Source organism: Bifidobacterium vespertilionis, from assembly GCF_008698145.1.
Classification (GTDB): domain Bacteria; phylum Actinomycetota; class Actinomycetes; order Actinomycetales; family Bifidobacteriaceae; genus Bifidobacterium; species Bifidobacterium vespertilionis.
In genome coordinates this window covers 47,765-71,570 of the sequence record NZ_RZNZ01000010.1, presented here as the reverse complement: position 1 = coordinate 71,570, position 23,806 = coordinate 47,765, and the positions used below count along the sequence as shown (strand labels likewise).

The following is a 23,806-nucleotide window of genomic DNA, read 5'->3' as shown; positions in this document are numbered from 1 at the left end:
TTGCGTTGTTCCTTTCTTGAAAGCTTGTTCTAAAGAACGCGGGCCGGGATCGCGGCCCGCATCGACTACAGCTTGAAGACCTTGGAGGGCTGGGTGGAGACGGAGTCGACCACGATCTGGCGGCCCTCCTCGGCGGTCAGGCGATGATCGGCCACCAGACCGGCCACGTAGCGGGCCGTCAGACGGCGGTTCATGTCGTGGCGGGCCGGGATGGAGCACAGCGCGCGGGTGTCGTCGATGAAGCCGGACAGCTTGGTGAAGCCGGCGTTCGGGGTGACCTCCGCGTAGTAGCGCAGGATCGGCTCCGGGGCGTCGATGAACCACCACGGGGCGCCGATGTACAGGCTCGGGTAGAAGCCGGCCAGCGGGGCCAGCTCGCGGGAGTACACATCCTCGTCCATCGTGAAGGCCACGAAGTGGAAGTCCGGGTTGTTGCCGTAGGTGTTGAGCAGGTTCTTGAGGTCCACGGTGAACTCGGCCTTGGCGGGCACGTCGCCGCCGGTGTCCTTGCCGTAGGCGGCCAGATTGTCCGGATCGTAGGAACGGTGGACGTGCGGGTGCACGGTCATCACCAGACCGTCCTCCTGGGCCATGATGACCTGATCGGAGAAGAAGTGGCGGCGCAGGCGGGTGGCGTCCTGAGCGGAGATGGTGCCGGCCAGAGCCTCGGCGTACAGCTTGTTGACCTCGGCGTCGTTCAGGCGGTCGGTGCGCACGTCGGCGTGGGAGTGATCGGACAGGACCGCGCCGTGCTCCTTGAAGTACAGGCGGCGGCTGCGCAGGGCCTTGGTGAAGCCGTCGTACGTGGAGGTGTCCACGCCGGTCACGTCGCCCAGCTTGCCCACGAGCTCGGCCCAGCCGGGGGTCAGCGGCTCGAGGTAGACGTCCGGACGGAAGGCCGGGGCCAGACGGGCAGGGAAGTCCGGATCCGCGTTGGTCTCGTCGTGCAGGTGCAGGTCGTCCAGCGTGTCGTCGGTGGTGGAGATGAAGCCGATGTTGAACTTCTTGACCAGCGCGCGGGTGGTGAACTCCGGCTGCTTGAGCAGGTCGTTGAGCTCGTCGTAGATGTGGCCGGCGGTGTCCGGGCCGAACTTCTCATGGATGTCGAAGACGTTCTGGAGCGCGTCCTCGAACCAGTAGCGCATGGGGGTGCCCGCGTAGGCGTACCAGTTCTGGCCCCAGATCAGGAAGGCGTTGCGCGCCTGCTCGGGGGTGAACTCCTTCTGGTTCACGCCCAGGTCCTTGAGCTGGACGCCCTGCGAGTGCATCACGCGGGTCACGTAGTGGTCCGGGGTGATGAACAGGCTGGTCGGGTCGGAGAAGTGGTAGTCCGTGTCGTGGAACCACTGGACCGGCACGTGGCCGTGGGGGGAGATGATGGGCAGGTCCTTGACCGCGTCGTACAGGTCGCGGGCGATGGCGCGTTCGGTCGGATCGGGGGGCAGGAGACGATCGGGATTGAGATCATACTTCGTTGTTGTCATGCCTCCATTATCCGTTCTTGAGGCGACGGCTGCCCATCGTTGCCACGGTTTGACGGCAAAAGACAGGTCCGGCTTAAGATGGGTGTGCACGCGCCCGCGGTATATTGGTTTGCCATATGCCGTGATTCCCGGTTGGGACGGCGCGGCGGGAAGCATATATATAGGTGTCAACAGAGGGGAGTGCCATGGCGCAGGACGATCGGACGGAGACGGAAGCGGCCGCGGAGGACGGGAACCTGCATGACGATGGGGCGCAGCACCGCGTCACCATCCGCGACGTGGCCCGTGAGGTGGGCGTCTCCCCGTCTACCGTGTCGCGCGCCTTCGCCCGTCCGGGCCGTGTGAGCGCCGAGACCGCCAGACGCATCCGCGAGGTGTCCGATCGTCTGGGCTACCGCGCCGCCCCCATTTCCTCGTACGATCCGAACGGCGGGGTCACCGACCAGATCGCCATCGTCGTCTCCGATCTGGCCAACCCGATCTTCGCCGACTACGTCAAGGCCGCCCAGCACCGCTGTCTGGACTTGGGCTACGGCCTGCTGGTGATCGATTCGGAGGAGAGCGGGGCGATCGAGAAGAACGCGGTGGAGATCGCGCGCAGCCATGTGGACGGCATCATCCTCGGTTCGTCGCGCCGATCGGATTCGGCCATCCGCAAGCTCGCGGAGACCAAGCCGGTCATCGCCCTCAACCGGTCCATCCGCGGCGTCAAATCGATCATCGGCAACGTGCAGACCGGTATGGAGGAGGCGGTGAACCACCTTGCCCAGCTGGGCCACACGGACGTTACCTATATATCCGGTCCGCAGACCAGCTGGCAGGAGGGCACGCGCTGGCGCATCATGACCGCCCTGTGCTCGGTGCACGGCATCCGGCTCAAGCGCATTCCGTCGGACGCCCCGTCGTTCTCCGGCGGCTACCGTTGCGCCGAACCGTTCCTGAGGAACCCCACCACGGCCGTGCTGGCCTTCAACGACATGATCGCCATCGGCTTCATCGCCGCCCTGCGAGCCCAGCACGTCTCGGTGCCCGGCCAGGTCTCCGTGGTGGGCATCGACGACATCCCCGTCAGCTCCCTGGTCACCCCGGCGCTGACGAGCGTGCGGATGCCCCGCCGCGAGACGTCCTCGCTGGCGGTGGACGAGCTGGTGGGACGTCTGCGCCGCATCAAGTCCCAGGATGGCATGAAGCCGGTGGTGGTGGACTCCACCTTCGTGCCGCGCGCCAGCACCGGTCCGGCGGCGGTCTGATCCGTCCGGACGATCATCTCCGATCATTCCCGATCGCCGCATGCTGCCTCCGGATGGGCCGCGGATCCCCTCCGGAGGGCGGCGACACGCCCGAAACTGATCAATCCTGACCGGTTTCTGAAAGGATTCATGATTGGAACTGTTCGGAGTGATCATGCTTCAAAAGCCTCGAAATAAGCCAAAATCGTTGAAATTCCAATGATTTCATGGAATAATCCACGAGTGTCTTCCAGAAATAGTCAAGGCAAATGATGGCAACGATCAGAAGTGATCGCATGGGTGGGTTATAGTAATAACCAAGAGCGGAACGGATCGCGTAGCAGCGAGAGGTTCCGGTCTTAGCAAAGATGCTAGGAAGGATGAAAGGAACATCATGAAGTACACGCGCACTGTTAAGGCAGCCGCCCTCGCTTCCGTCGTCGCCATGGCACTGGCCGCCTGCGGCGGTGGCAGTGGCAACACCGCCGACGATGTGAAGAACGCGACGCTGGACGACTCCAAGCAGGTCGAGATCAGCTTCGCCGGCTGGTCGCTGAAGTCCACCCCGGAGTTCCAGACGCTGGTCGACGCCTTCAACAAGGAGCACCCGAACGTCAAGGTCACCATCCACGAGTACTCCGCGGACGACTACGACACCCAGCTGACCACCGACCTTTCCGGCGGCAACGCCCCCGAGGTCTTCCCGATCAAGAACCTCCAGAAGTACTACACCTACGCGGTCGATTCCCAGGGCCTCGCGGACCTGACCTCCATCGCGGAAGGCTACAAGAACGACAAGAACATCGACATCTCCCAGTACAACCTGGACGGCAAGTACTACGCCATGCCGTACCGTCAGGATTCCTGGATCCTGTTCTACAACAAGACCATGTTCGAGAAGGCCGGCGTGGCCGTCCCGGACGGCACCTGGACTTGGGACGACTACATGAAGGCCGCCGAGGAGCTTAAGACCAAGCTGCCGGCTGCCGGCTACGACGCCAACTCTGTCTACCCGACCTACCACCACACCTCTTGGCAGTCCGTCACGCAGTCCTTCACCACCGCGCAGTCCGCGGCCACCTCCGACGGCGCCAAGAAGAACTTCCTGTCCGGCGACTACAGCTACATGAAGGACATGTACAACAACGTGTTCCTCAAGGCCCAGGACGAGAAGCTGACCGTTGACTACAACACCGTCACCTCCAGCAAGGTCCAGTACCAGGCCCAGTTCGGCACCGAGAAGGCCGCCATGCTGCCCATGGGCTCCTGGTACGCCGCCACCCTCGTGTCCCAGCAGAAGTCCGGCGACGCCAATAAGTTCGAGTGGGGCATGGCTCCGATCCCGCAGAACCCGAACGTGAAGAGCGAGTCCGGCAAGCCGATCACCTTCGCCGACCCGACCGGTCTGGCCGTGTCCGCCGGCGCCACCGGCGACAAGCTGGCCGCCGCCGTCGAGTTCGTCAAGTGGGCTTCCGGTGAGGGCGGCGCCAAGGCTCTGGCCGCCATCGCCACCACCCCGGCCTACTTCTCCGACTCCGTGACCGACACCTACTTCGGTGTGGACGGCATGGCCAACGACGAGCTGTCCAAGAAGGCTTGGCAGGAGCACGACACCCGTCCTGAGAACTTCGTTGACAAGAAGACCAACGATATCCAGGAGAAGCTGAAGATCATGATGTCCAGCATCCTCACCAAGACCGCTTCCGTGGACGACGCCGTCGCCACCGCCAACAAGGACATCGCCGCCCTCGGCTGAGTCCTGAACCGCCGGGGCTGAAGGAATGGATCCGCAGCCCCGGTCCATATGACCAAATCAGGCGGGTCGTGTGTCATCACAATTGAACTCACGGCCCGCTTTTTCAATGCTTATAACGCCTAAACGTTTCACAATCAACGTTCCACAATGTAGTCAACGCATCGATCGACTACACATTGATTTTCCCCAAACGATGGAAAGGGTTTAAGGGAGGAGTATTCCAATGAGTGATGTAGCAAGCAAGCCGGCTTCGGCGCCGGCAAGGAAGTCGAAGGGCGGTGAATTGACGACGAACGCGATCGGCCGCAGGAACCTGCGCAACGGTTTGCTGTTCATCGCGCCCAACTTCATCGGCTTCCTGTTCCTGGTTCTGGGACCCGTGCTGTCGCTGTTCTACATCGCGTTCTCCAAGTGGAGCGCGTTTGGCATGCCGAAGTTCAACGGCCTGGAGAACTGGGCCCGACTGTTCAGGGACGACCAGTTCAAGCACTCGTTCTGGCAGACCATCTACTACGCCGTGGTGCACATCCCGCTGACGCTGGTCATCGCCTTCGGCCTGGCCGTCATCCTGAACTCCAAGCTCAAGGGCAAGGCATTCTTCCGCACCATCGCCTTCTTCCCGTACATCACCTCGATCGTCGCCGCCGCCCAGGTCTGGAGCATGCTGTTCGACCCGAACGCCGGTGTGGTCAACCAGTTCATCCGCATCTTCACCCGCGGCTGGGCCCCGGGCTGGTTCTCCACCACCGAGTGGGCCATGCCGGGCGTGATCATCGTTGCCACCTGGCGTGAGGTCGGTTACTTCATGATTCTGCTGCTCGCAGGCCTCCAGACCATCCCGTCCGAGCTTTACGAGGCCGCCCAGGTCGACGGCGCGAACGGCTGGCAGCGCTTCTGGAAGATCACGGTCCCGTGCATGCGCCCGACCCTGTTCTTCGTGATGGTCACCCTGACCATCGGCTCCTTCAAGATCCTCGATCTGACCTTGGTCATGACCAACGGCGGCCCCGGCGACGCCACCTACGTGCTCGCCCAGTACGTCTACCTGCAGGCCTTCACCAACGGCAACTTCGGTTACTCCGGCACGGTCTCGCTGGTCCTGTTCATCCTGTGCATGATCGTGACCATCATCCAGTTCATGTACAACAACCACAAGGAGAAGTGAGATGACGAGTGTGACTTCCTCGCCCGTCGCCGTGAAGGGCGCTCCCTCCGGTTCCGCGGACATTCCGTTCAACAAGCAGCCCGTGAGCCCTGCCAAGATCGTGGGCACCATTATCGGCTACGCCTGCATGCTCTTCCTGGCCGTGTTCATGGTCCTGCCGTTCGTGTGGATGTTCCTGTCGGCCGTCAAGCCGAACAACGAGGTCTACATGGTCCCGATCCAGTGGTTCCCCTCGGTGTGGCACTGGGAGAACTACATTGAGATCTGGACCAAGGCCGAGATGGGCCTGTGGACCGGCAACACGATCTTCTTCGCCATCTGCGTGACGTTCCTGCAGGTCTTCACCGGCTCCTTCGCCGCGTATGGCTTCTCGAAGATCCAGTTCCGCGGCCGCGCCACCCTGTTCCTGATCTACATCGCCACCATGGCCGTCCCGTGGCAGTCCTACATGGTCCCGCAGTACAAGATGCTGGCGGCCATGGGCATCGCCAACACCCGCTGGTCCATCATCCTCCTGCAGGCGTTCGGTGCGTTCGGCGTGTTCATGATGAAGCAGTTCTACGACACCATCCCGGACGAGCTGTCCGAGGCCGCCCGCTTGGATGGCCTGTCGGAGTGGGGCATCTACCGCAGGATCATCCTGCCGCTATCCGGTCCGTCGATCGCCGCCCTGGCCATCATCACGTTCACCAACACGTGGAACGACTACATGGGCCCGTTGATCTACTTGCGCAACAACAAGCTGTGGACCATCCAGCTGGGTCTGAAGACGTTCATCGGCCAGTACTCCGCCGACTACGCCATGATCATGACCGGCTCCGTCATCTCCGTCATTCCTATCCTGATCGTCTTCCTGATCGGTCAGAAGCAGTTCGTCGAGGGCATCGCGACGAGTGGTATGAAGGGCTGACGCCGTAATGGACAGCCCGGTGGGCTGTCCATAGGCGTCAGCCTGAGCGGCCGCCAAGGCCGCGAAGGTTGGATTGAGTCTCGCCCGTAGGGCGAGTCCTTAATTGCAGGGGCCGAAGGCGATGCCGTCAATTGTCTTCTTGCCGAAGGCGAGCCCGTACGGCCCCCACCCGCCCCACCGATGTCCGTGACATCATCCCCAAGAACAGGTCCCTTCCTCCCAATCGGGGGAGGGACCTATTCTTATATCCGTAGGTAATCGTTGCAATCATCGTCCGGCCCATGCGGGTCGCCGCCCGTCCCCGCGTCGGATCCCAGCCGGCTTCCTGACGGCCGCGTAAGGTAGGCACAATGGCGTCATCATTCAGCAAGCAAACGTTCAACAAGACCTTCACCACCGTGGCGAACAGCATCTACCTGATGCTCATGGTCGGCTGGCTCACCCTGCTGTGCGCGCTGCCGCTCACCGTGCTGTTCGTGCTGCGCGTGCCGCTCACGTTCTATCCCACCTACGCGCTGGCCCTGGCGCTGAGCGCGCCCAGCTTCGCGGCCATGTTCGCGATCTTCCGCGATCAGCCCACCTTCAACTCGCGCGACGCCGAACTGCGCATCAAGCTCTACGACGACAACCTCAAGGACCCGAACTTCCCGCCGGACTGGATCGCGAAGCCCTATGTGCCGTCGGACCGCGTGACCGCCATCTTCCGCCCGTTCTTCCGCGCCTACAAGCAGCTGTTCCTGCGGGCCCTCGCGGTCGGCTTCAGCTGCTGCCTGGTGATCTTCGCGTTCGGCTACGACCTGCAGATCACCCAGCAGTTCACGTGGGGTGCCATCCTCATGCCGGTGCTCGTGGTGGTCATGGCGATCTTCCTCCAGGCGTACTTTGTGGGGCTCGTGATCATCGTCGAATACCCCAAGGCCAAGTGGCTGAACGTCATGAAGAGCGCGATCCTCCTGTCCGTGCGCCGATGGCTGGCGCTGATCATCGCGCTGCTGGTCATGGTCGGCTTCGTGTGGGGCGTGATGTGGAACCCCATCCTGGTCCTGCTGCTCGGCACCGGCCTGATCTTCTACATCGAGTACTCGGCCGCCCGCTGGCAGGCGCAGATCCTCTTCGCGCAGATGGCCGTCGAAAGCGGCGACAAACGCATCCGCGACATGTACTCCGTGGGCGCCGACGCCAAGTCCCGCCGTCCCAAGTCGTCCTTCTGGCGCGGCGGGGCGGACATCATGCAGTAGTCGGGTTGGTGTCCGCTCGGTGTCGGACCGGTGTTGGTCCGGGACCGCGCCGACCACGGAAGGGCCGCATTTTTCTGGGATCGGCCTGATTCCAATGCGCTGGATGAAAATATGCCCCTTCCGTGGTTCGAAGGGAATGGACCGGATAAGGTCCGGGGGAAGGGTCCCGGGGAAATCCGTCTCTCAACCTTTATGCGGACGCCCCGCCGGTTTGCGGGAAATCTCCCTGACCGTCATCGGCTGTTGCGGCACATGGCCGACATCCATCCCAGCCTTGCGCAGCAGATATGCCACATACTCGAACAGCTCATGCGCCGATTGGAAAAATCGGATCATCTCGTTGGTGACCTGAAGCACCTTCCAGCCCTGCACGATGATCAGATTGGCTCGGTACAGGTCGTCGTCGAATTGGTCCCGGTGATGCGATCCCTGATATTCAAGGCCCACGCGGTATTTCGCCCACCCCAAATCCAATCTGATTTCCCGGGGTTCCTTGGCGATGATGATATCCGTCTGGGGGCAGGGCAGTCCGAAGCGCATGGCGAGAAGGCGCAATCGGGTTTCCGCGGGCGAATCGGTGTTGGCGCGGACCAGGCGCAACGCCCGTATGGCTTCGGGGCGGCCCACGAATCGTCCGCATCGGTTGAGGAAGATCTCCAGCTGTTCATATGTGCATCGGCGCAACATACGATCGCGGCACATAAACGAGTCACCGATCGCAACGAGATCCTCGAGCGAGCAATGGTGGGACATGTGCGCGAAGACGGCGGGCGCCGATTCGCAGCGAACGGCGTCGATCGTGACCGTTGAGGTGTCGAGCCCGAGGGGTTTCCATGATCGATTGGCGACGATGCCGTTCATCTTCCGCGATTCCGCCGGGGATGGGAAGATCGCATATGGGCGATCGTCCGGCAGGGTGAATGACTCCGGCGTGGGACGGCCAAGAAGATTGAGGCCCGTCGAGAGGCCGTATGTCGGGTTGGCCTCGTTCCCGATTGCGCGGTTGGCTTCGCGGCATTGCGCGAGTGCGGATTGCTGGAGCCGCCAAGCCTGGTGGCGCATGATCTGGCGAGGTGACGGTTCGTGGCGAATCTCGAACATCGTTATATCACCCTCTTTGCGGATGCGCCTCCCTCATGGCGATCCGATGATTCGAGCCTATCAGTCCATTGGGATCGGTCGGAGTGGGGCTGCCGTGCTGGGTGGGCCGATCATGGGCCCCGACCACGGAAGGGTCGTATTTCTTGGGCGATCGTTGAAAACACCGGGGTTGGCTGGAAAATATGGCCATTCCGTGGTCGATGGTTTCGGTTTTCTGACCACGGAAGCCCTTGATTATTTGAAGAATGGCGGAATGGTGGGGATTGATTGGGGAATATGGCCATTCCGTGGTTTGGATGCGATCCAGCTGCCCGCCGGCCCGCCCGCTCAACACGCCGCCCGCCGGCTGGAAATGATCATGAATGATCGTGTATGATCATCGCAGGGCATGTTTTCGCTAACATTCGGCGAACATGCGTTTCGGAGCAGCGAACGACGAGGTTGGAGGTCTCACCCGCGATGGCCGATTACGATCATGATTCCCAGCACACCCAGCAGACCGTGAGCGTCGATCTGACGGCGGAGGACGTCCGGGCCGCCGCGCGCAACCGCAACGGCCTGACCTACAAGGGCTTCGGCGTCCTGTCCGGCAACGCCACGTCCAGCCTGCTCATGGACTACAAGGCCGAACACCCGGACGTGTACTGGACGCTGGTGAGGACCCTGTTCGGCGGTGAGCGGCCCATGATGAACACCGTCAAGGTGGAGATGGGCAACGATCGCAACAATTCCTCCGGCCCCAACGTGGCCACCATGCGCGACCGCGACGAGTATCCGGCCGTGACGCGCGAACCGGGCTTCCAGCTCGCCGCCGACGCCCGCCGCTTCAACCCGCGCCTGCACGTGAGCATCCTGCGCTGGCACGCCCCCACCTGGGTGAAGACCAACGACGACGTCTACCGCTGGTACAAGAACACGATTCTGGCCGCCTACCGCGAATACGGTTTCATGGTCGATTCCGTGAACCCGGACGTCAACGAGCGCACGGCCGATCTGGACTGGGTGAGCGAGTTCGCCCGCCGCGTGCGCACCGATGACACCGGCTTCGAAGGCAACGGGCCGGACGATCCGAACGCCGGCTTCTTCAGCGAGCGGGAGCGTGAGCTGTTCCACCGCATCAAGGCCATCACCTCCGACGAGGAGGTCACCGGCACCTTCGGCGACGATCTGGTGGCCAACGCCGAGTACATGAAGGACATCGACGTGGCCTCCTACCACTATTCCGTGGAGGACGATCCGCACGGCAACTTCAAGCGCCTCGCGGACGAGTTCGACAAGGAGGTTTGGAACTCCGAGGCCCAGGCCACGTTCTCCTGCTCCGCCGATCGCCCGAACAACACCAACGACGACGGCACGGGCGAGGCCAGGCATTACAACGGCACCGGCATCGGCGGCCAGAACGGTCCGCTCGAAATGGGCAACACGCTCATCAAGGGCTTCGTGGAGTCCCGCCGCACCTGCGCACTGTACCAGCCGGCGATCGGCAGCTTCTACGAGAACATGGAGTATTCGTACAAGGAGCTCATTTCCGCGCGCGACCCGTGGAGCGGATGGATCTACTACGACGCCGGTTGCTCGGTGCTGGAGCACTTCGCCAAGTTCGCGAACCTCGGCTGGATGGGCGTGGACGATCGCGGCGGCGAACGGCCCATCTGGAGAGCCATCCCGGCGGCGTCCGGGTGCGAGGTGGGCGGCAACAATCCGGTCAACGGGGCGCGTCACGGCGAGCCGAGCTATCTGACGCTCGCGGCTCCGGACGGTTCCGATGCCTCGATCGTCATCGTCAACGATTCCGCCTACGTGAAGCACTACCGGTTCGCCGTGGACGCCGCACTCGCCGCCGCCGGCAAGCCGCTGACGGTGTGGGTCACCAAGGCCGCCGAGCCCGGCCAGCCGTACGACGCCAACTGGCTCAGGCGCGCGGACAGGCTGCAACCGGCCGGCTATTCGGTGCGCACGGAGCGTGTGATGGCGGCCGAAGCGGTTGCCGATCCGCCGGATTCCCCGGTTACGCAGAGTTCTCCGATCGCACAGGAAGCCCCGGCCGCGCAGGCCACGATGGAATCGGTATTCGAGGCTCAGGTGACGTTCGACGGCAGCGAGGGGCACGAGGGCCGCGAGGTTGTGGAATACGATCTGACCGTGGAGCCGTGGTCCATGATCACCGCCACCACGCTCCGGCTGGACGACGCCGATGTGCCCCGGCTGCCCCGCACCGGCGAGCACACCCGCGCGATCCTGGACGAGGACCCGGATCGCGGCGTGCTGTATGCCGACGACTTCCGCTACGAGAACGTCCCCGACGTGACGGTGTTCAAGGGCGATGCGGCCGTGGACGAGCCGTACCTCGCCTCCCGCGGCGGCGATGCGGGCGCGACCCCGCGCTACACCACGGACACCAATGGCGCCTTCGAAGTGGTGCCGGATTGGGAACGCGGCCGCGCGCTGCGCCAGCAGATCGATTGGGTGCACGCTGGCAACGCCTGGATCGAGGGCGACCCGCGCACGGCGATCGGCGACATGCGCTGGACCAACTACCGCGTGAGCGTGGACGTGTGCTTCGAGCCGTACGAGGGTCGCGCTCCCTATGTGCTGCTGGGCGCCCGCGAGATGGCCGGCAACAAGTTCACCACGGACATCTGCGCCTACGACGTGAAGCTGCGGGCCGACGGCGTCTACCTGCTGCGCCGGTTCGGCGACGAGAAGCGCCGCGGCCATCTGGAGGATCTGCGCAAGCGCGCCAAGGCCGCCAACGCCCGCGCCTTCGAGCCGGGCGCCAATGTGTGGAACACCGTGAGCCTGGAGGTGGCGGGGGACACCGTCACCTTCGCGGTCAACGGCGTGGACATCGCCACCTGGCGCGACGAGGCCCCGCAGACCGCCGGCCGCATCAATCTGGGCACCAGCTTCAACCATGTGCGATTCAGCAACCTCGTGGTGGAGCGCGTGCCCGGGTTCCCGCCGTACTACGACGAGCTCATCGACGACCTGCACACCGTCTCCTGGGACGACACGTCCACTCCGAGGCTGACGTACGCGGGCCCGTGGATCCACGAGACCGGCAAGGGCATGTACGACTACAACCGCACCACCACCACGTCCCTTGGGGCGGGTGCGTCGGTGTCCCTCACGTTCGACGGCGTGGGCGTCGACGTGTTCGGCAGGTCCAGTGGCTTGGCGCGCCTGAAGGCCACGGTGGACGGCGAGCCCTGGGGCGGGACGGCCGATGATGATGGCCTGATCGCCACCGTGCCCACCAACGGCGCGCTGCGCTGCGCATGCTCGGTCCACGGCCTCAACCCCGGACGCCATGAGATCACGCTGACCACGGCCACGGATGATCCGTTCCTGATCGACGCGATCGGCGTGCTGCACGCCTGAAATCGGCTGCGGATTGGCCTGAGATCGTTGGAAATCACTGCGACACGCCCGGGTTATGCATAATGCACCCGGGCGTGTATGCTATACGACTTGTAAACCACAGACCGTTGGTCGAAAACCGCAAGGTTTTCCGAAGGTTGGTTCGCCACGCCATCGCAGGTTGAGAAATATACGCCCGCAAGGGTGCGCAAGTTCGCTTGCGGTTGAATGTTGCTCTGCCTGCGCGCAGGGCTTTTTTATTGCCCTGGAGAGCCGGATTCCGGCGCCCGCGAAACGTTCCGATCCTAAACCGACGGCCGATTTAGGAAGGAACGCCATGAAGAGGCCCGAAAAGGAAGTGGTGGTCGCTCAGCTTACGGAGCAGTTCCGTAACGCTGATGCCGTCTACCTGACCGAGTACCGCGGGCTTACCGTTCCGCAGGTTTCCGAACTGCGCGAAAAGCTAGGCCGCGATACTTCCTACACTGTGGCTAAGAACACGCTGGCGCGCATCGCCGCCAAGGAAGCGGGCATTGAGGGTCTTGACGACCTGCTCAAGGGCCCGACCGCCATCACCTTCGTGAAGGGCGACTTCATTGAGGCCGCGAAGACGCTGCGTGACTTTGCCAAGACCAACAAGGCTCTCGTGATCACGGGCGGCTATGCCGATGGCACCGTCTACGACGCCGAGGGCGCCCAGAAGCTGGCGGATCTCATGTCCCGCCCGCAGCTGCTCTCCAAGTTCGCCGGCGACCTCAAGGCTACGACGGCCAAGGCCGCGTACCTGTTCGTCGCTCTGCCCACCAAGGCCGTGCGTACGATCGACGCCCTGCGCGAGAAGCAGGAAAAGGCTGCTTGATCCCCGTGCGGCTTGCCGCATGACATTCGGAAAACAACAGAAAACATTGAGACGGCCGCGCCGCGCACCTTTGGGCGGTCGCCAGAATGAAAGGAAGCCATCATGGCTAAGTACACCAACGAAGAGCTGCTGGAAGCTTTCGGTGAAATGACCCTCGTCGAGCTCTCCGAGTTCGTCAAGGCCTTCGAGGAGAAGTTCGACGTCGAGGCCGCCGCCCCGGTCGCCGCCGTCGCCGCCGCCCCGGCTGCCGGCGCTGCTGCTGAGGAAGAGGAGAAGACCGAGTTCGACGTCGTCCTGACCGCTGTCGGCGACAAGAAGATCCAGGTCATCAAGGCCGTCAAGGCCATCACCAACGCCGGCCTGGCTGAAGCCAAGGCTCTGGTTGACGGCGCTCCGAAGGCCATCCTCGAGAAGGCCAAGAAGGAAGACGCCGAGAAGGCCAAGGCTCAGCTGGAAGAGGCTGGCGCCACCGTCGAGCTCAAGTAATGCACGCGGGAGGGAATCCCGCTCATTACCGCAAGGCTTGCAGTGCTTGCGCACGGTGCTTGTGCACCGGAAACCCCGCACGGATTCGCTCCGTCGCGGGGTTTCCGCGTTTTCGGCGCCTGCTGCCGCCAACGCACGCTACCAACGCATGTTGCCAACGCACGTTACCAACGCACGCACGTGTGTCCCGCGCCGCGTCTCGTCCTGCCCGGCGATAGGATATCCCGCGTGAAGATGGCAATGATGAAAGGCGCGAGCGCCAGCGAAAAGTACCGACAGATGACCGGCAGCCCTGTTCGCCCCCTGATCCTCAGGCTGTGCCTGCCCGCGGTGATCTCCAACCTCGTCACCATGGCCTACAACCTCACGGACACGTATTTCATCGGCCAGCTGGGCACCGCGCAGTCGGGGGCGACCGGCATCGCGTTCTCCGTCATGACCATCTTCCAAGCCATCGGATTTTTCTTCGGCAACGGCGCCGGCAACTCCATGAGCCGCGAGCTGGGCAAGCGCAACAACGACCGCGCATCCCGGCTGCTCGCCATCGGCTTCACGGGCGCGGTGGGACTGGGCGCCATCGTGGGGCTCACACTGCTGGCCGTGCTGCACCCGCTCGTCTACATGCTCGGCTCCACGGACACCATTGCGCCCTTCGCCGTGGGGTATCTGACGCCCATCCTGCTGGCCGCGCCCTGCGTGTGCGGATCGTTCGCGCTCAACGGGCTGCTGCGCTACCAGGGGCAATCGGCGTTCGGCATGATCGGCCTGGTCTCCGGCGCTCTGCTCAACTTCGGCTTGGCCCCGCTGTTCATCTTCGCGCTCAACATGGGCATCTTCGGCGCGGGGCTCGCCACGGCCATCTGCCAGACGCTGAGCTTCATCATCCTGACGGTCATGAGCGCCCGGTTCGGCGTGCTCAGGCTGGATCTGCGCCAATGCCGACCGGATGCGCTGCTGGTGCGCGAGATCATGGGCGGCGGCCTGCCCTCGCTCATCCGCCAGGGTGCCAACTCCATCTCCGTGACCTGCGTCAACCTCGCCGCCAACCCGTTCGGCGATGCGGCGATCGCGGCCATGGCGATCGTCATGCGCATCACGATGTTCGCCAACTCGGTGATCATCGGTCTGGGACAGGGCTTCCAGCCCGTGTGCGGTTACAACTACGGCGCCGGCAAGTGGGGGCGCGTGCGCGAGGGCTATTGGTTCGTGGTGCGGCTGTCCACCGTGGTGCTGGCCGTGCTGGCCGTGTGCATGGCGTGGTTCGCGCCGGACCTGATCGAGCTGTTCCGCTCCGACCCGGCCGTGGTCGCCGTGGGCGTGATGGCCCTGCGCATCCAGTGCGTCACGCTGGCGCTCAACGGGTTCAACATGATGTCGAACATGTGCCAGCAGACCATGGGCAAGACCGTGGTCGCCTCGTTCCTGGCCCTGTGCCGCCAGGGACTGTTCCTCGCGCCCACGGTCCTGCTGCTCTCCCGCACGGTGGGGCTCACCGGTCTGGAGATGTCCCAGTCGGTGTGCGACGTGCTTTCGCTGCTGGTGACGATCCCGTTCCAGGTGGGCATCCTGCGCGGTCTGGCGAAGGTGGATAAGGCGGATTGATGACGATTGTGGGACAATCGGCCCCAAGTGCATCCAAAACGCCGCCATTCATGACACAATGGCAGATAGTGGCAAAATCATGCCGATTTCAAGGAGGTCGACCACAGTGGACGAACAGCGACCGGCCCAGCAGTGGATCGTGAAGGTCAGCGGCGTCGAGGACGTGCGTCTCGAGCCGGGGGAGAACCTGGAGATCGGGCGCAAGCCGCTGCGCCCGCTGCTCGATGACGGCAAGCGGCGTCTGGACGTGCCCGATCAGACCAAGTCGATGTCCAAGAGGCATGCCACCTTCGCCGTGACCGAACAGGGCGATGGCGTGCTGCGCGATCTCAACAGCACCAACGGCACCTATGTGGTGCGCGACGACGGCGAGCTGATGCGCATTCCGGCCGGCATCGACTTCCCGCTGCCGGCGCCCATCGTGCGCTTCCAGTTCGGCGATGTACCGGTGGACTTTCTGCGCGTGGATGCGCCGGACGAGACCGATGAGCCGCCCGCCGAGGCCGTGCCCGACCTGTTCTCCTATGCGGCCCCCGGCGTGCAGGAGCCCGATGCCGCGGACATGTCCGTGGATGACATCCTCGACCTGCGCGCGGGCGAGCCGACCAGCGCCTTCAACGCCCAGAGCGTGCGCAATCGCGTGGGCGCGCTGCAGCAGGAGCAGACGGTGCAGGAGCCGCAGGACGAGGCGGCGCAGGCGGTCCAGCCGCGCGATCTGTTCGCCGATGCGATAAGCGGTACGGGTGCGGGGAATCAGGCGGTCGCACAGCCCGGTGTCGTGCAGGATGCAGGGCAGTCCGTGCCGGCCGCGCAATCGTCGCCGTTCGCTCAGCCGGCCGATCATGCGGCATTCCGACCGTACCAGCCCGCGGCTGAATCGCAGCCGGCCGATCAGCCGGCGGACCAGCCCGCCGATCAGTTCGCCGGTCAGCCGATTGCCCAGTCGCAGCCCGGCGCCAGCCCGTACAAGCCGGCCTTCGAGCCCGGATCGGTGTTCGAACGCGTCTCCCGCGGCGATTTCGACGCCAAGCAGCCGGTCATCGAGGCCGGAGGACATACATCGGAGCAGGCCAAGAGCACGCAGGATTATGCGATCCAGTTCGACATGGCCCGCTATCCGCAGCTCTGGCCGTTCCTGGCCATGAATCCGTCGCTCTACGACGATCTGTATGCGTGGCTGTTCACTCTGGGAGACAAGGACATCGACGCCGCGCTCGAGAACAACGAAGGCTACCGCGACTATCGCGCGGCCATGGGGAAGTGAGAATATGACCGAAGAGAACACCGCCGCCCGTCCCACGGTGCCGGCAGCGCCCGCAGTGCCCGGAACGGCTCCCGTGCCCGGAACGCCCGTGCAACACGTGCCGCTGTCCGCCGTGATGTCCCCCGTTGCCCGCGGGGCAGAGGCTCAGGGTCCCGCCGCCGGCCAGTCCGCGCAGGGCCGCAAGGCCGATCTCTCCCCGCTGGACCGCATCCGCGAATGGCGCAGGGCCTACCAGCTCGCTTCCGGCACCACGCCTCTGGAGGACATCTCCCAGCTGGCCGCGCAGCTCGATCTCACCCATGCGCACCCCTCCGGCATCGCCCAGCTGTTCGCCTCCGGGCAGGTCCATCTGGACTCGCTGTTCCGCGATAACGGCATGCTGCGCGCCGCCGGCCGCCGGCTTGAGCGTGTGCTGGACGACAAGGCCGTCAAGGAGCGCGTCAGCGGATGCTCCGAGCTTTCCCTGGTGGTGGGCGTCGCCACTTGGAAGGGCGCCGCCATGCCGGTCCTGCTCTACCCGGTCGAGGTGGTCAAGTCGGACACCTCGCCGTTCAAGACCTCCATCCGCTTCACCGGCAAGGTGGAGCTCAACTCGGTGTTCGTCTCCGCCATGCGCGCCAAGGGCATCACGCTCAACGCCGCCGAACTGTTCGACGTCTCGCACTACGAGGGCGGCACCCCGGAGACCTCCGCGCTGTTCAACGCGATCACCGCGAAGACGTTCCAGATCATCGACGACTTCAACATCGAGCGCACCATCGTGCTCGGCTGCTTCGTGGAGCCGTCCTCGCTGCTGATCGGCGAAAGCCTCAACATCATCGACCAGCTGGCCGAAGGACCCACCGGCAACACGCTGCTCGACGCGATCGCCGGCGATGGGCGCGCCCGCGATGCCCTGAAGGACGACATCCCCGAATTCAGCCCGTTTGACGGCGACCCGCACGGCGAGTACGAGATCGGCGACGTGGACAACACCGTGCGCTACGCGGCCGCGCTCGCCGCCGACGGCCATTCGCTGTTCCTGGACGAGCCGGCCAACCGGGACACCGCCGCGCAGTCGGCCGCCATCGCCTCCCGGTGCATTATGGAGGGCCGCAACGTGCTGTACGTGCCCTGCGTGATGGAATCCAAGCGCCGCTTCATGCAGGAGATCCGCACCAACGAGATGGGCGCGCTCGTCCTGGACGTGACCGACAAGGACTCCAACAAGGCCATCGACCGGCAGCTGATCGGTGCGGTGGGCTTCCAGCCCGGCACCGCCACCAGCCATTTCGAGCAGCTTGCGGACGAGCTGGTGGGTGTGCGATCGCGCCTGACCCGCTATCTGGGCGATCTGCACGGGGCCAATGAGCGCTGGGGCTTCTCCGCCTACGAGACGATCCAGAACCTGGCGCGCATCGCCACGTTGTCCACGCATCCCGCCACCCGCGTGCGCCTTGCGCCGGCCTCCGCGCACGGGATCGCCGATTCCCTGGACGAGTGGGGGCGCAAGCTCGAGCGCGCCTCCCAGCTGGGAGAATTCACCATCACCCCAGACGACACCCCGTGGTTCGGCGCCTCCCTGTTCACCGAAAAGGACGCCGTGGACGCCTACCAGCGCGTGGTGCGCCTGCTGGAGAAGATCCTGCCCGCCACGCGCGAGCATGTGGCCTCCACCGCGCAAACCTGCGGCTTCCCGGTTCCCACCACCGCGCAGGAGTGGGGACGCCAGGTGATCGTGCTCAAGAACCTGCGTCGCGTGCTCGACGTGTTCCAGCCCGGCATCTTCGAGCGGGACATCCCCGCCATGATCGAGGCCACCAAGTCCAAGGCCGACCGCAAGTCCTCCGGCTCGTCCATGGGCTTCTGGGAGCGCCGCCGCCACATCAAGGAGGCCCGCAGCCTGCTGCGCGTGGGCGCCCAGGTGGACGACCTGCACGAGGCGCTGATCGTGGTCCTCAAGCAGTCCCAGCAGTGGCGCGTGTTCGTGCCGGCCGGCGGATGGCCGGTGCTGCCGCCCAAGCTGGACCAGATCATCGAATCGCAGGAGGCCCTGAACCGCGATCTGACCGCGCTGAACACCGTGCTGGCCACCACGCCGGCCGGCGGCAATCTGGACACCACCCCGCTGATCGAGGTGGAGAAGCGCCTCAAGTCCCTGTTCGACGATCACACCGCGCTGGACACGCTGCCCGAACGCGCCTCACTGGAACGCGACTTCAATGCCGCGGGACTGACGGATCTGGTCACCGATCTCAAGAACCGGCAGGTGCCCGAGCCGGCCGTGGCCAACGAGCTGCGCCTGAGCTGGTGGACCACCGTGTTCGACGACATCGTGCATTCCTCGGCCATCATCTCCAACCAGGACGGCTCCGCGCTGTCCAATGCGGCCGACCGCTTCAACCAGGTGGACACCGAGCACGTGCGCTCGATCGGCGCGATGGTGGGGCAGGAGTCGATGCGCCGCCTGTCCGAGGTGCTGTTCGCCAACACGCAGGAGGCCAACCAGCTGCACACGATGCTCGCCTCCGAAGGCCGCGTGCCGCTCAACCGGCTCATGCGCACGTATCCCACGATCATGCGCCTCGCCAAGCCGATCCTCGTGGCCACGCCCGCCACGCTGGCCGCCATGACCGATCCGGAGGAACTCGCCGACGTGGCGATCATCGACGCGGCCGCGCACATCGCACCCATCGAGCTGCTGTCCGTGCTGCGCCGCGTGCGCCAGGTGGTGGTGCTGGCCCATGGCTCCACGATCACCAGCGACAGCATCCGTCTGCTCACTTCGCTGCTGCCCCGGGTGGAGATCAGGGGGCGGTCGAGCCGCCGCGCCCCGCGCATCGCCGCATTCCTCGAGGAGCATGGCTACGGCGATGTGGGCCAGTCGATCGCCACCGAGGCCGCGCGCGGAACCGTCACCTACACGGGCGTGGACGGATCGGGCGTGCCGGTGCTGACCTCCGGGCTCGTGGAGTCGAGCCAGCCGGAGATCGACGCCGTGGTGGACATCCTGCGCCGCAGGGCCGCCGGGTTCACGATTGTGCCCGCCACGTACACGCTCACGATCGTCACGCTGTCCACCACGCATCGCATGCGATTGGGCGCCGAGCTCAAGAACTGCGCCTCCAAGGACGCCGATTTCGGCAAGTTCCTGCGGCATGTGCGCATCATCGGACTCGATGAGGTGGCCGGCGCGCAGTCGGCCGACGTGATCATCACGCTCGGCTTCGCCAAGACCTCACACGGCCGTCTGCTCCAGCAGTTCGGCGATCTCGAGGGAGACGGCGGCGCCGGCATGCTGCTCGACGCGTTGGCCTTGGCCGGGCACAATCTGGACATTGTCTCCGCGTTCCGATCCGTGGATCTGGAGGAGGACCGCCTCCACCAGCCCGGCCCGAAGCTGCTGCGCGAGATGCTGATCTGGGCCGAGCAGCTCGAGCCCGAGCCCCTGCGCCCCGAAGGCCACGATCCGGACGGCCGCAACGTGCTGCTCGCCGATCTGGCCGACCGCATCCGCGCCCGCGGCCTGGACGTGGCCGTGGACTACGGTTTCGCCTCCGACGCGGCCGGACGCATCCCGCTGGTCGTGGGCGTCAACGGCAAGCCGTTCGCGCTGGCCGTGCTTACCGACGATGCGAACTTCATGAGCGTGCAGTCCACGCGCGAGCGGCACCGCATGATGATGGAGAACCTCCAGATGCTTGGCTGGTCGGTCATGACCGTGTGGTCCGTGGGCGTGTTCGTCAATCCGGACAAGGAGGTTGACCGCATTGTGGCCCACCTCGCCGGCATGTATGGGGATCTGCGATGAGCGAGCGTGTTGATTCCGGGTTTTCAACCGGTTCCAAGACTGTTGTTTCCGGGGCTGCTGGTTCCGGGGCCTCCGTTTCCGGGGGCGCCGCGAACGCGACGGACTCCGCGCCGGCTCGGAACACGGTGAACCCCGCGCCGGCGCCGCTGCCCCGCACCAAGCGACAGCACAGGCGCGTGGTGCGCAAGGGGACCGAATGGTTCGACGCCGATGGCGTGAAGCTCGAGCCCGCCGACGAGCGGACCCGGGCCCAGCGCGATGCTGACGACGATCAGCGCATTCTGGGGGAGCTGCCGCCGCATTGGGCGGTGTTCAACGACAAGCGCTGAGAGCACCCCAGCGCGACGGTCTTCGCGGACTTGGCGGCGTTCTCATTCTGAGTGAGCGGATGGCTTCCCCGTCATCCTGAGCGGAGTCGAAGGATCCTTAACTTTGTGCGTAATGGCCAAGGATCCTTCGACTTCGCTCAGGATGACGGCAGGGAACTGTTCAGTCATCCTGAGCGAAGCGTAGCGGAGTCGAAGGATCCTTAACCTTCGCGTCCTGCCCCCATACCTCGCGATCTGCCCAGTTTGTGTCATCAGCCGGGCATGTCTGCTGAATCTGGCGAACCCGTCGTGAGCTCGCCTCCCTACAGGTCCAGGAACCGGTCCAGTCCGATCGTGAGCCCCGCATGGCCGCCTTCGGCCAGCTTGCGCACGGCCAGCAGCACGCCCGGCATGAAGCTGGTGCGATCGAAGCTGTCCGCGCGGATGGTTAGCTGTTCGCCGGCGTTGCCGAACAGGATCTCCTCGTGCGCGTTGAGTCCGCGCAGCCGGACCGCGTGGACGTGAATGCCGTCGACCACCTGTCCGCGCGAACCGCCGTCGGTTTCGGTGGCATCGGGCACCGGTCCCAGGCCGGCGGCCCTGCGCGCGACGGCGATGCCCTGCGCGGTGTGGAACGCGGTACCCGAGGGGGCATCCACCTTGGTGGGGTGATGCAGCTCGATCACCTCCGCCGACTCGAAGTATCGGGCGGCCACCGTGGCGAAATGATCGGCCAGCACGGCGCTGATCGCGAAGTTCGGGGCGATGAACACGGCCTGATCATCGTGCGGTGCGGCGGACAGGGCCTCGCGCACCTTCGCGAGCTTCTCCTCGGTCCAGCCGGTGGTGCCCACCACCACATCCACGCCCTGACCGATCAGCGCCAGCACGTTGTCCAATGAAACCGACGGCACGGTGAACTCCACCGCCACATCGGTGTTGGCGGGGGACACGGCGGTCAGATCATCGCCGGCATCCAGCGTCAGCGCCAGCTCCATATCGTCCGCGCCCTTCACGGCGTCCACCACGTGCGATCCCATGCGCCCCTTGGCGCCGATCACGGAAACCCGTACCATATCCACTCCTTGCTTGGCTCGTGCCGCGTCCGCCCGCCAGACCGGTCGCGTCCGGGGCGGGCCGGCAATCGTTTCCCGACCGTTTCATTATGCGCGATGGGGACGCCGGCCGGGGCAAGGCAGCCACGGGCCGACCACGGAACGGGGACATTATTTCAAGAATGGCGGAATGGCAACGGGGCCGGCGGAAATATGCCCCTTCCGTGGTCGACACCCGGCGCGGGTGGCCGGGCCGTGCCGGTCGGCATGGGCGCCCGGCGCGGGCGGGCCGATCCGCCCGGTCGGCGTAATGTGAATCCCATGGACCAGACCAATCGGATGACGCCGGACGAGGCGGGGAACGCGGCGAGGGGCGCGACCTTGATATCGACGCCGGGCGCCGCTGCGGACAAGCCCACTTTGCGCCGGGCCATGCTGCGCCGCCGTCGCGAAACCGATGCGGGGGAGCGGCTCGAGGCGGGGGAGCGACTGGTGGCGGTCGCGCGCAAGGCCGGGCTGATCGGCGGGGCTGGGCCAGTCGGCGAGACGCGGTCGCTCGGTGAATCCGGACTGCCCGTCGGCCCCGATCGCACGGTGGCCGCCTACGTCTCGACGGGCACGGAGATCGATCTGCGCCCGTTGCTGGGTGCCCTGCTGGCATCCGGATCGCGTGTGATCGTGCCGCGGCTTGGCGCCGGGCTGGATGTCGGTTGGAGCGAGCTGCGGTCGGTCGCCGCCCTGGCCTCGCCGGGAGCCGGACGGCCGTCGGAGCCCATGGGGGAGCGCACGCTGGGCCCCGAGGCGCTGAGTCAGGCCGATCTGATCATTCTGCCGGCGCTCGCCGTGAACGTGGACGACGGCACCAGACTGGGACGCGGCGGCGGATGGTACGATCGCGCGCTCGCCCATGCCAGCCCTGCCGCGCCCGTGATCGCCGTATGCTGGCCGTGGGAGGTGACGCATGATCCGCTGCCCCGCGAGGCGCACGATGTGCCCGTGGATGCCGCGCTTACGCCCGATGGCATAACGATGATCGGGCGTGTCGCCGGTGCGACTAGTATGTGAACGGTTGACAGCACGAGGAATCTTCATCAATCGGGAGGGAACGTTGCCTACCTATCACTACCGCTGCAAGAACTGCGCGTACGATTTCACCCAGGTCCAGTCGTTCACGGACGATCCGATCACCGTCTGCCCCAAGTGCGGCCAGGAGCAGGTGCGCAAGGTTTACTCCGCCGTGCCGATCGAATTCAAGGGCCACGGCTTCTACCGCACGGACGGCGCCTCGCACTCCTCCTCCAAGTGACCAGGTAGCCAAGTGACGCCTGCGTGACCCCGACGCGCCGGAACCCGTTTCCGACGCGCCGGAATCCGCTCGCGAACCCCTCAAATCCCAGGCGGCACAAGGCCTGATCCACATTCGACCACAGGCCCTTGCGGAATTGACCCGCGGATCGCCCGCATTCAAGATGCGGGTATGAACGCAACACGCAAAACAAAGCAAAGCACGCTGGCCCGCCGCCGTCTGAGCATGCGGGTACGCAGGCTGGGGGCGGCCCTGTGCGCGGCACTGGCCGTGTTCGCCGCCCTGCAGAGCCTGTCCGCGCTGGTGCGCACCGAAACCGTGGTGGTGGCATCCGCGGATATCGCCCGTGGCGAAACCGTGGGCGCCGCGATGGTGTCCGTCGTGGAGATCCCGGTCTCCGGGCTTGGCTCCGGCGCCTATCGCGATGCCGGGGAGGTGGGCGGCTCCATCGCGCAGATCCCCATCGCCCGCGGGCAGCCCCTGTTCAGGGGCATGATCGCCAAGGCCCCGGTGGCGCCCGACGGCAGTACCACGATCGAAGTGCGGCTGGCGAGCGTGCCGGACCGTCTCATAGCCGGCGACGCCGTGGATCTGGTGTCCTCGGTGGGCTGCGGCGATCAGCCCGCGCAATCCTGCACCTTGGCCACCAACGCCCTGACGATCAGCGCGCCCATCGGGTCCGCAGGGTCCGCGCCGAAGGGCGGTCTGGGCGGCATGACGGACATGGCCACGGAACCGCTCACCGTCACCTTTGCGCTCAAGCCCCAAGAGGCGCTGGCCGTGCTCGCGCAGCAGGAGGCCGGCCCGCTGCTCGCGGTGCTGCATGCGCCGGACGGGGAACAATCTGACGGGGAGCATTAGCGCGACAATGCGTCCCGCCCGCGAAGTACGGT

19 protein-coding genes are annotated in these 23,806 nt (G+C 65.1%); 16 read left to right on the top strand and 3 right to left on the bottom strand.

The features are described 5' to 3' along the window. Positions 1-65 precede the first annotated feature (65 nt). Positions 66-1,484: a glucuronate isomerase gene (gene uxaC / locus EMO90_RS08025; RefSeq protein WP_150353952.1), complete on the bottom strand. Its 1,419-nt coding sequence runs from the start codon at positions 1,482-1,484 to the stop codon at positions 66-68. A gap of 185 nt (positions 1,485-1,669) precedes the next feature. On the opposite strand from uxaC, the gene EMO90_RS08020 reads away from it, so the two are divergent. The 5 genes from EMO90_RS08020 to EMO90_RS08000 all read left to right on the top strand — a co-directional run bounded on the left by EMO90_RS08020 (position 1,670) and on the right by EMO90_RS08000 (position 7,782). Further along, positions 1,670-2,734 (top strand): LacI family DNA-binding transcriptional regulator, encoded by a 1,065-nt coding sequence (locus tag EMO90_RS08020; RefSeq protein ID WP_150353953.1) that lies wholly within the window; start codon positions 1,670-1,672, stop codon positions 2,732-2,734. A gap of 373 nt (positions 2,735-3,107) precedes the next feature. Then, the gene (locus EMO90_RS08015; RefSeq protein WP_150353954.1) at positions 3,108-4,469 is read left to right on the top strand and encodes an ABC transporter substrate-binding protein; all 1,362 of its coding nucleotides are present in this window, start codon (positions 3,108-3,110) and stop codon (positions 4,467-4,469) included. A 223-nt stretch (positions 4,470-4,692) separates the two neighbouring features. Further along, the gene (locus EMO90_RS08010) at positions 4,693-5,634 is read left to right on the top strand and encodes a carbohydrate ABC transporter permease (protein WP_150353955.1); all 942 of its coding nucleotides are present in this window, start codon (positions 4,693-4,695) and stop codon (positions 5,632-5,634) included. 1 nt (position 5,635) lies between these two features. After that, positions 5,636-6,544, top strand: a complete 909-nt coding sequence (locus EMO90_RS08005; RefSeq protein WP_150353956.1) for a carbohydrate ABC transporter permease — start codon at positions 5,636-5,638, stop codon at positions 6,542-6,544. 350 nt (positions 6,545-6,894) lie between these two features. After that, positions 6,895-7,782 (top strand): hypothetical protein, encoded by an 888-nt coding sequence (locus tag EMO90_RS08000; protein WP_150353957.1) that lies wholly within the window; start codon positions 6,895-6,897, stop codon positions 7,780-7,782. A 183-nt stretch (positions 7,783-7,965) separates the two neighbouring features. On the opposite strand, the gene EMO90_RS07995 is transcribed toward EMO90_RS08000, so the two are convergent. Further along, positions 7,966-8,883: a hypothetical protein gene (locus EMO90_RS07995; protein WP_150353958.1), complete on the bottom strand. Its 918-nt coding sequence runs from the start codon at positions 8,881-8,883 to the stop codon at positions 7,966-7,968. A gap of 46 nt (positions 8,884-8,929) precedes the next feature. On the opposite strand from EMO90_RS07995, the gene EMO90_RS07990 reads away from it, so the two are divergent. From EMO90_RS07990 to EMO90_RS07950, 8 genes are all read left to right on the top strand, one after another. Beyond that, positions 8,930-9,259: a hypothetical protein gene (locus EMO90_RS07990; protein WP_150353959.1), complete on the top strand. Its 330-nt coding sequence runs from the start codon at positions 8,930-8,932 to the stop codon at positions 9,257-9,259. Between the two features lie 83 nt (positions 9,260-9,342). Then, a complete protein-coding gene (locus tag EMO90_RS07985) occupies positions 9,343-12,264 on the top strand; it encodes a glycoside hydrolase family 30 protein (protein WP_190971994.1) in 2,922 nt (973 codons plus the stop codon). 316 nt (positions 12,265-12,580) lie between these two features. Further along, positions 12,581-13,102: a 50S ribosomal protein L10 gene (gene rplJ / locus EMO90_RS07975; RefSeq protein ID WP_150353961.1), complete on the top strand. Its 522-nt coding sequence runs from the start codon at positions 12,581-12,583 to the stop codon at positions 13,100-13,102. Between the two features lie 102 nt (positions 13,103-13,204). Then, positions 13,205-13,588 (top strand): 50S ribosomal protein L7/L12, encoded by a 384-nt coding sequence (gene rplL, locus EMO90_RS07970; protein ID WP_150353962.1) that lies wholly within the window; start codon positions 13,205-13,207, stop codon positions 13,586-13,588. 234 nt (positions 13,589-13,822) lie between these two features. Then, positions 13,823-15,190, top strand: a complete 1,368-nt coding sequence (locus tag EMO90_RS07965; RefSeq protein WP_395953102.1) for an MATE family efflux transporter — start codon at positions 13,823-13,825, stop codon at positions 15,188-15,190. Positions 15,191-15,296: 106 nt separating this feature from the next. Beyond that, positions 15,297-16,454, top strand: coding sequence for an FHA domain-containing protein (locus tag EMO90_RS07960; RefSeq protein WP_317908999.1), 1,158 nt, complete (start codon positions 15,297-15,299; stop codon positions 16,452-16,454). 115 nt (positions 16,455-16,569) lie between these two features. Beyond that, a complete protein-coding gene (locus EMO90_RS07955) occupies positions 16,570-20,244 on the top strand; it encodes a helicase (RefSeq protein ID WP_395953100.1) in 3,675 nt (1,224 codons plus the stop codon). A 146-nt stretch (positions 20,245-20,390) separates the two neighbouring features. Further along, positions 20,391-20,573 (top strand): hypothetical protein, encoded by a 183-nt coding sequence (locus EMO90_RS07950; RefSeq protein WP_190972000.1) that lies wholly within the window; start codon positions 20,391-20,393, stop codon positions 20,571-20,573. Positions 20,574-20,875: 302 nt separating this feature from the next. Here the strand turns inward: EMO90_RS07950 and dapB are convergent, their stop codons facing one another. After that, complete coding sequence (gene dapB / locus EMO90_RS07945; protein ID WP_150353964.1) at positions 20,876-21,628, bottom strand: 4-hydroxy-tetrahydrodipicolinate reductase; 753 nt, start codon at positions 21,626-21,628, stop codon at positions 20,876-20,878. 300 nt (positions 21,629-21,928) lie between these two features. Between dapB and EMO90_RS07940 the strand changes: the two genes are divergently transcribed. The 3 genes from EMO90_RS07940 (at position 21,929) to EMO90_RS07930 (ending at position 23,774) form a co-directional block, all read left to right on the top strand. Beyond that, positions 21,929-22,672, top strand: coding sequence for a 5-formyltetrahydrofolate cyclo-ligase (locus EMO90_RS07940; protein ID WP_223849739.1), 744 nt, complete (start codon positions 21,929-21,931; stop codon positions 22,670-22,672). Positions 22,673-22,715: 43 nt separating this feature from the next. Further along, the gene (locus EMO90_RS07935) at positions 22,716-22,913 is read left to right on the top strand and encodes an FmdB family zinc ribbon protein (RefSeq protein WP_150353965.1); all 198 of its coding nucleotides are present in this window, start codon (positions 22,716-22,718) and stop codon (positions 22,911-22,913) included. Between the two features lie 171 nt (positions 22,914-23,084). Next, on the top strand, positions 23,085-23,774 hold the full coding sequence (locus EMO90_RS07930) for an SAF domain-containing protein (RefSeq protein ID WP_150353966.1): 690 nt from the start codon (positions 23,085-23,087) through the stop codon (positions 23,772-23,774). The last annotated feature ends 32 nt before the right edge of the window (positions 23,775-23,806 follow it).

What these genes read in the sequence shown, in the direction of transcription:
- uxaC (WP_150353952.1), bottom strand. Translation starts at nt 1,484, where the DNA reads ATGACAACAACGAAGTATGATCTCAATCCCGATCGTCTCCTGCCCCCC.
- EMO90_RS08020 (WP_150353953.1), top strand. Translation starts at nt 1,670, where the DNA reads ATGGCGCAGGACGATCGGACGGAGACGGAAGCGGCCGCGGAGGACGGG.
- EMO90_RS08015 (WP_150353954.1), top strand. Translation starts at nt 3,108, where the DNA reads ATGAAGTACACGCGCACTGTTAAGGCAGCCGCCCTCGCTTCCGTCGTC.
- EMO90_RS08010 (WP_150353955.1), top strand. Translation starts at nt 4,693, where the DNA reads ATGAGTGATGTAGCAAGCAAGCCGGCTTCGGCGCCGGCAAGGAAGTCG.
- EMO90_RS08005 (WP_150353956.1), top strand. Translation starts at nt 5,636, where the DNA reads ATGACGAGTGTGACTTCCTCGCCCGTCGCCGTGAAGGGCGCTCCCTCC.
- EMO90_RS08000 (WP_150353957.1), top strand. Translation starts at nt 6,895, where the DNA reads ATGGCGTCATCATTCAGCAAGCAAACGTTCAACAAGACCTTCACCACC.
- EMO90_RS07995 (WP_150353958.1), bottom strand. Translation starts at nt 8,883, where the DNA reads ATGTTCGAGATTCGCCACGAACCGTCACCTCGCCAGATCATGCGCCAC.
- EMO90_RS07990 (WP_150353959.1), top strand. Translation starts at nt 8,930, where the DNA reads ATGATTCGAGCCTATCAGTCCATTGGGATCGGTCGGAGTGGGGCTGCC.
- EMO90_RS07985 (WP_190971994.1), top strand. Translation starts at nt 9,343, where the DNA reads ATGGCCGATTACGATCATGATTCCCAGCACACCCAGCAGACCGTGAGC.
- rplJ (WP_150353961.1), top strand. Translation starts at nt 12,581, where the DNA reads ATGAAGAGGCCCGAAAAGGAAGTGGTGGTCGCTCAGCTTACGGAGCAG.
- rplL (WP_150353962.1), top strand. Translation starts at nt 13,205, where the DNA reads ATGGCTAAGTACACCAACGAAGAGCTGCTGGAAGCTTTCGGTGAAATG.
- EMO90_RS07965 (WP_395953102.1), top strand. Translation starts at nt 13,823, where the DNA reads ATGGCAATGATGAAAGGCGCGAGCGCCAGCGAAAAGTACCGACAGATG.
- EMO90_RS07955 (WP_395953100.1), top strand. Translation starts at nt 16,570, where the DNA reads ATGTCCCCCGTTGCCCGCGGGGCAGAGGCTCAGGGTCCCGCCGCCGGC.
- dapB (WP_150353964.1), bottom strand. Translation starts at nt 21,628, where the DNA reads ATGGTACGGGTTTCCGTGATCGGCGCCAAGGGGCGCATGGGATCGCAC.
- EMO90_RS07940 (WP_223849739.1), top strand. Translation starts at nt 21,929, where the DNA reads ATGGACCAGACCAATCGGATGACGCCGGACGAGGCGGGGAACGCGGCG.
- EMO90_RS07930 (WP_150353966.1), top strand. Translation starts at nt 23,085, where the DNA reads ATGAACGCAACACGCAAAACAAAGCAAAGCACGCTGGCCCGCCGCCGT.